The organism is Streptomyces synnematoformans (assembly GCF_039531005.1).
In the GTDB taxonomy this organism is placed as follows: domain Bacteria; phylum Actinomycetota; class Actinomycetes; order Streptomycetales; family Streptomycetaceae; genus Streptomyces; species Streptomyces synnematoformans.
Genome location: NZ_BAAAPF010000320.1, coordinates 1 through 7,791, shown reverse-complemented (window position 1 = coordinate 7,791; position 7,791 = coordinate 1). Strand labels below are relative to the sequence as shown.

Below are 7,791 nucleotides of genomic sequence, written 5' to 3'. Positions count from 1 at the left end.
CGAGCGCGGCGGCGGCGCCCGCCGGGGTGCCCGGCCGCCCGGGGGCCGGCAGCTCGGTCGGGTGCAGCGGCAGGTACAGCGTGAACGTCGAGCCGCGGCCCGGCTCGCTGTCGACGTGGATCTCACCGCCCAGCAGCCGGGCGATCTCCCGGCTGATCGACAGCCCGAGCCCGGTGCCGCCGTACTTCCGGCTCGTCGTGCCGTCGGCCTGCTTGAACGCCTCGAAGATCACACCCATCTTGGTGGCCGGGATGCCGATACCGGTGTCGGTGACCGAGAACGCGATCAGCTCCGCGTCCGGGTCGCGCAGCGCGCCCTGCTCCAGCAACTGCTCCTTGATGGCCGCCGGCACGTCGTCCCGGGCGGTGCGGATCAGCAGCTCCACGGCCCCGCTGTCGGTGAACTTCACCGCGTTCGACAGCAGGTTGCGCAGCACCTGCAGCAGCCGCTGCTGGTCGGTGCTGAGCGTCGCGGGCGGGTCCGGCGAGACGCGTACGGAGAAGTCGAGGCCCTTCTCCGCCGTCAGCGGCCGGAACGTCGCCTCCACGTAGTCGACGAGCTGCACCAGTGCGATCCTGGTGGGGCTCACGTCCATCTTGCCGGCCTCGACCTTCGACAGGTCGAGGATGTCGTTGATGAGCTGCAGCAGGTCGGAGCCGGCGCCGTGGATCGTCTCGGCGAACTCCACCTGCTTCGGCGTCAGGTTCCCGTCGCCGTTGTCGGCGAGCAGCTTGGCCAGGATCAGCAGGGAGTTCAGCGGCGTGCGCAGCTCGTGCGACATGTTCGCCAGGAACTCGGACTTGTACCGCATCGAGACCGCCAGCTGCTCGGCCCGCTCCTCCAAGCCCTGTTTGGCCTCCTCGATCTCGACGTTCTTGATCTCGATGTCGCGGTTCTGCCGGGCCAGCAGCTCGGCCTTCTCCCCCAGCTCGGCGTTGGACTCCTGCAGCGCCTTCTGCCGCACCTCCAGCTCGCCCTGCCGGTCGCGCAGCTGCGCCGCCAGCTCCTGGGACTGGCTCAGCAGCACCTCGGTCTTGGAGTTGACGCTGATGGTGTTGACGCTGGTGGCGATCACCTCGGCGATCTGGCCCAGGAAGTCCTTCTGGATCTGGGTGAACGGCTGGAACGACGCCAGCTCCACCACGCCCAGCACCCGGCCCTCGAAGATCAGCGGCAGCACGACGACGTGCGCCGGCGGCGCCTCGCCCAGCCCCGAGGCGATCTTCAGATAGCCCTTGGGGACGTTGTCGATGATCATCGGGCGGCGTTCCTGCGCGGCGGTGCCCACCAGCGTCTCGCCGGGCCGCAGCACCTGCGGCAGCTCGCTGCCGGAGTGCCCGTACGAACCGATCATCCGCAGCTCGTACGCGTCGTCCCCGCTGGCCGCACCGATCTCGACCACGGCCTCCGCGCCGGTGCGCTGCGCCAGGAAGAACGCGCCGTGCTGCGCGGCGACCACCGGCGTCAGCTCGCTCATGATGAGCCGGGCCACGTCGGCGAGGTCGCGCCGGCCCTGCAGCAGGCCGGAGATGCGGGCGAGGTTGCCCTTGAGCCAGTCCTGCTCCTTGTTGGCGATGGTGGTCTCGCGGAGCTTCACGATCATCGTGTTGATGTGGTCCTGTAGCTCCATCATCTCGCCGGAGGCGTCCACGTCGATCTTGAGGTTGAGGTCGCCGCGGGTCACCGCGGTGGCCACCTGCGCGATCTGCCGCACCTGGCTGGTCAGGTTGTTCGCCATCAGGTTCACGGACTCCGTGAGGTCCTTCCAGATCCCGGAGACCCCCGGCACCCGCGCCTGCCCGCCGAGGCGGCCCTCGGTGCCCACCTCGCGGGAGACCCGGGTGACCTCGTCACCGAAGGACGACAGCTGGTCGACCATCGTGTTGATCGTGGTCTTCAGCTCCAGGATCTCGCCCTGTGCGGCCACGTCGATCTTCTTCGACAGGTCGCCGCTGGCCACGGCGGTGGTCACCATGGCGATGTTGCGCACCTGGTTGGTGAGGTTGGAGGCCATCGAGTTCACGGACTCGGTGAGGTCCTTCCACGTGCCCGAGACGCCGGGCACGCGGGCCTGGCCGCCGAGCCGGCCGTCCGTGCCGACCTCGCGGGCCACGCGGGTCACCTCGTCGGCGAACGACGACAGCGTCTTGACCATGGTGTTGACGGTGGCGGCGAGCTGCTGGACCTCGCCGCGGGCCTCGACGGTGACCGTACGGGTCAGGTCGCCGTTGGCGACGGCGGTGGCGACCTGGGAGATGTTGCGCACCTGGCTGGTCAGGTTGACCGCCATCTGGTTCACGTTGTCGGTGAGGTCCTTCCAGATGCCGGAGACCCCGCGCACCCGGGCCTGCCCGCCGAGCTGCCCCTCGGTGCCGACCTCGCGCGCCACCCGCGTGACCTGCTCGGCGAACGACGACAGCTGATCGACCATCGTGTTCACCGTCGTCACGAGTTCGAGGATCTCGCCCCGCGCGTCGACGGTGATCTTCTTGGACAGGTCGCCGCGCGCCACCGCGGTGGTGACCTCGGCGATGCTGCGCACCTGGGAGGTCAGGTTGTTCGCCATCGAGTTGACGGACTGGGTGAGGTCCTTCCACGTACCGGAGACGCCCTGCACCTCCGCCTGGCCGCCGAGCTGCCCCTCGGTGCCGACCTCCCGGGCCACCCGCGTCACCTGCTCGGCGAACGACGACAGCTGATCGACCATCGTGTTCAGGGTGTTCTTCAGCTCCAGGATCTCGCCCCGGGCGTCCACGTCGATCTTCTGCGACAGGTCACCGCGCGCGACCGCCGTCGCGACCTGCGCGATGTTGCGGACCTGGCCGGTCAGGTTGCCGGCCATGAAGTTGACCGAGTCCGTCAGGTCGCGCCAGACGCCGGCGACGCCCTGCACCCGGGCCTGGCCGCCGAGCCGGCCCTCGGTGCCGACCTCGCGCGCCACCCGCGTCACCTGCTCGGCGAACGACGACAGCTGATCGACCATCGTGTTGATGGTGTTCTTCAGTTCCAGGATCTCGCCGCGGGCGTCGACCTCGATCTTCTGCGACAGGTCACCGCGCGCCACGGCCGTCGTCACCTGCGCGATGTTGCGGACCTGAAGGGTCAGGTTGCTCGCCATGGAGTTGACGGAGTCGGTCAGGTCCTTCCACGTGCCCGAGACCCCCTCGACGCGCGCCTGCCCGCCGAGCCGGCCCTCGGTGCCCACGTCCCGCGCCATCCGCGTGACCTGGTCGGCGAAGGAGGACAGCTGGTCCACCATCGTGTTGACGGTGTTCTTCAGCTGGAGCATCTCGCCGGAGACGTCGACGGTGACCTTCTGCGACAGGTCGCCGTTCGCGACCGCCGTCGTCACCTGCGCGATGTTGCGGACCTGGCCGGTCAGGTTGTGGAAGGCCGTGTTGACCGAGTCGACGAGGTCCTTCCACGTGCCCGCGGCGCCCGGCACCTGCGCCTGCCCGCCCAGCTCGCCCTCGGCCCCGACCTCGCGGGCGACCCGCGTGACCTCGGAGCCGAAGGACGACAGCTGGTCGACCATGGTGTTGACGGTGTTCTTCAGCTCCAGCATCTCGCCGGCCACGTCGACCGTGACCTTCTGCGACAGGTCGCCGTTCGCCACGGCCGTCGTCACCTGCGCGAACTCGCGCACCTGCCGGGTGAGGTTGGAGAAGGCGGTGTTCACCGAGTCGGTGAGGTCCTTCCAGATCCCCGCCGCGCCCGGCACCTGCGCCTGTCCGCCGAGCCGCCCCTCCGCGCCGACCTCGCTGGCCACGCGCGTGACCTCGCCGGCGAAGGTGCGCAGCGTCTCGGTCATCGTGTTGATCGTGTCCGCGAGCTGGGCGACCTCGCCGCGTGCGCTCACGGTCACCTTCTGCGACAGGTCGCCGTTGGCGACCGCGGTGGTGACCTGCGCGATGCCGCGCACCTGGGCGGTGAGGTTGCCCGCCATCAGGTTCACGCTGTCGGTGAGGTCCTTCCACACCCCGCCGACGCCCTCGACCCGGGCCTGCCCGCCCAGCTCGCCCTCGGTGCCCACCTCGCGGGCCACCCGGGTCACCTCGGAGGAGAACGCGGAGAGCTGGTCGACCATCGTGTTGACGGTGTTCTTCAGCTCCAGCATCTCGCCGTCGACGTGGACGGTGACCTTGCGCGACAGGTCGCCCTTGGCGACCGCCGTCGTGACCAGGGCGATGTCGCGGACCTGGGCGGTCAGCCGGTACGCCATGGTGTTCACGGAGTCCGTGAGGTCCTTCCAGGACCCGGACATCCCCCGCACCTTCGCCTGGCCGCCGAGCTTGCCCTCGGTGCCGACCTCGCTGGCGACCCGGGTCACCTCGTCCGTGAACACCGACAGCTGGTCCACCAGGCCGTTGACCGTACGGCCCATCTTCAGCACTTCGCCGCGCAGCGGGTGCGGGATGCCGTCCTGGCCCTGTGGCCGCAGGTCCATGCGCTGCTGCAGGTCGCCTTCCGCCACCGCGGTCAGCACCCGGCCGACGTCGGCCAGGGGCCGTACGAGATCGTCGACCAGCGCGTTCGAGGCGTCCACCGCCGCCGCCCACGACCCCTCGCAGGGCCCTGCGGTCAGCCGCTCCGCCAGCTTGCCCTCCCGGCCGACCATGCGTCGCACCCGCGACAGCTCGCCGGTGACGTGCAGGTTACGCTCCGCGACCTCGTTGAAGACCTCGGCGATCTCCGCCATCACGCCGTCGCCGCTCACCCGGAGCCGCTTGCGGAAGTTTCCGTCACGCATGGATTCCAGCGCGCCCAGCATGCGGTAGAGCGAGGCCGTGTCGACCTGTGTCGTCCCGGAGGCCGTCCGGGAGCGTCCGCCCTTCGTGCGCGTACTCGCACCCTGCGCGCTCGCGTCAGACTCCACTGTGTCCCTCCCGCAGGGTCGACGTTCGCCTCGGGCTCCCTCCGAAGCCCTCCCAGTGTTTCACCCCGGCCCTGGCAGGCCATAACAGTTCGGCGGCTAAGGCGCACTTTCCGAGTGTTAAGAGAAGGATCCGGCATCTGTCCGCAGGGGGAAGGTAAGTACCCTGGCATCCGCCGTCCATCCCTAGACCGGGAGAGTGGCACATCGAGAGGAGAACTGGTGAGCACCGCGCGGGCTGCGGCCACCTTCGAGCCGGTCGGGCGCTCCGTCGCCGCGGCCAGGACCTTCGTCCGCGACACCCTCCAGGGCTGGGGCTACCCCGAGGCTACCGACGACGCCGTCGTACTGACCAGTGAGCTTGTCACAAATGCCATAATCCATGCCGGTACAGCCGTGGATGTCCTTTGTGTCCGTATGGCCGACGCGGTACGGGTCGAGGTCGCGGACCGGCACGCCGAACGCGAGTTGCCGCTGCACAGCCCCGCGCAACAGCCCACCCCCCTTGACCGCGAGGGCGGCCGCGGCCTGATGCTCTGCGCCGCGCTCGCCAGCCGCTGGGGCGTCGACTACACCGCCGAGCACAAGTGCGTCTGGTTCCAGCTCAACGTCGCCGAGCCGGCCGCCGGCACCCGCGCCGCCGGGCCGGAACTGCCCGTCGACGAGCTGCCGCTGGCCGACGAGCGCATCCGCGTCGCCGTCGTCCGCATCGACCGCGGCGGCCTGGTCAGCGAGTGGAACGACGACGCCCGCGACCTCTTCGGCTACGAGCCGGAGAAGGTCATCGGCAAGCCCCTCGGCGACCTCGCCGCCTGGCCGCACACTCCCGGCACCGGCACCGGACTGGTCGAGGCCCTCCAGCTCTCCCGCTGGGAGGGCTCGTACGGCATCCGCTGCAACGACGGGCGCGTCACCCCCGTGTACGCCTCGCACATGCGCATGCGCAGCACCTCCGGCGACCCGTCGACGATCTGCCTGATGGTCCGCGACCGCGAGCGCGCCGTCCTGCAGAGCCCGCTGCGCGCCTCCGGCGGCGACACCTCCGGCGGCGAAGGCCGCACCGGCGCCTTCCCCGGCGGCGACTCCTTCGAGGCGTTCATCGGCACCCCCTCCCCCGACGACCTCGACGGCCTGCTCCAGCGCACCGTCGAGCGCGCCCGGGACATGCTCGCCGGCGACGCCGCGTACCTGCTGCTCGCCACCGACGACGAAACCGAACTGGAAGTACGCGCCTCCACCGGACTGCCCTCCGCCCGCCAGCGGTTCGCCCGCGTCCCCGTCGAGACCGGCACCGGACGCTACGGGTCCGCCCGCCTCCCGGCCGTCCACGAGGACCTCATGGCCGACCCCGACGCCGTACCGCTGCTGGCCGCCACCGGCATGCGGTCCGTCGTCTCCGTACCGCTGAAGGTCGAGGGCCGGCTCACCGGCTCCCTCGGCGTCGCCGCCGAGATGCCCGGCCGCTACACCAACGAGGAGGCCCTGCGGCTGCAGTTCGCCGCCGACCGCATCGCGCTCGCCGTCGAATCCGCCCGCCTCGGCGAGCTGGAGCGGCTGCGCCGCGGCTCCCTGTCCTTCCTCGTCGAGGCGTCCGACCTGCTCGCCGGCACCCTCGACCGGGACCAGACGCTGGCCCTCATGGCCCAGATGATCGTCCCCACGCTCGCCAGCTGGTGCGCCGTCTACACCCTCCCCGAGCAGGCAGAGCCCGAACTCAGCTACGTCCTGCACGAGGACGAGGACCGCATCGACGACCTGCGCGCCCTGCTCTCCCGCATCGACCCGCCGGACGCCGTCCTCGTCCCGGGCGCCCGCCTGTGGCGCGGCCCCGGCGACGCGGCGCACACCCTGGCGATGCGCAGCTCGTTCCTCAGCCTCAGCATCGTGGGCAACCCGACCGTCGCCGAAGACGCCGAAACATCCCTGGCCACGGCCGCGACCGTCGGTGGCGAAACCGTTGTGCTGCCGCTCGTCGCCCGCAACCGCGTCATCGGCATGCTCGTCCTGGGCAAGCCGGCCGACGAGCACTTCCGCCAGGAGATCCTCGAACTCGCCGAGGACCTCTCCCGCCGGGCGGCCCTCGCACTCGACAACGCGCGCCTCTACTCCGAGCGCACCACCATCAGCCAGTCCCTGCAGCGCAGCCTCCTGCCCCCGGGCCTTCCTGACGTCCCCGGCGTCGAGGTCGAGGTCATCTACCGCCCGGCCGGCGAAGGCAACGAGGTCGGCGGCGACTTCTACGACCTCTTCGAAATCCGGGACGGCACCTACGGCTTCGCCATCGGCGACGTCTGCGGCACGGGCCCGGAAGCCGCCGCCGTCACGGGCCTCGCCCGCACGGCCCTGCGCCTGCTGGCCCGCGAGGGCTTCGGCGGCCCGGCGGTACTGGAGCGCCTCAACGCCGCCATCCTCGACGAGGGCGCCCGCGGCCGCTTCCTGACCCTCCTCTACGGCGAACTCTGGCCCCAGCCCGACGGCAGCGCCGTCCTCAAGACCGTCTGCGCCGGCCACCCGCCCCCGCTCCGCCTCCGCCCCGACGGCACGGTGGAACAGGCCACGGAATCCCAGCCGCTGCTGGGCGTCCTGGACGACCTGGAACTCCACAGCGAGGAACTGGTCCTCGACCCGGGCGACGTCCTCCTGTGCGTCACGGACGGCGTCACGGAACGCCGCGAAGGCACCCGGATGCTCGGCGACGAGGGCCTGGTCGACGTCCTCACGACCTGCACGGGCCTCACCGCCGGCGCCGTGGCGGCCCGGGTACTGCGGACGGTGGAGCGGTTCGCGGCGGAGCCGGCGTCGGACGACATGGCCATCCTGACGATGCGGGTCCCGGCGCAGCTGAACGGCAACGGGGCGTCCTGAAATGACTCAACCCCCGGACGGTGTCCGGGGGTTGAGTACTAAAGATTGTTCGG

Annotated in this window: 2 protein-coding genes; one reads left to right on the top strand and one right to left on the bottom strand. The window is 70.8% G+C overall.

From position 1 onward, the window contains the following. A partial coding sequence (locus ABD317_RS30510) for a HAMP domain-containing protein (protein WP_425582474.1) occupies positions 1 to 4,750 on the bottom strand: 4,750 nt, incomplete at its 3' end. Between the two features lie 345 nt (positions 4,751 to 5,095). Between ABD317_RS30510 and ABD317_RS30505 the strand changes: the two genes are divergently transcribed. Continuing rightward, positions 5,096 to 7,738: a SpoIIE family protein phosphatase gene (locus ABD317_RS30505; RefSeq protein ID WP_344294056.1), complete on the top strand. Its 2,643-nt coding sequence runs from the start codon at positions 5,096 to 5,098 to the stop codon at positions 7,736 to 7,738. Positions 7,739 to 7,791 lie beyond the last annotated feature (53 nt).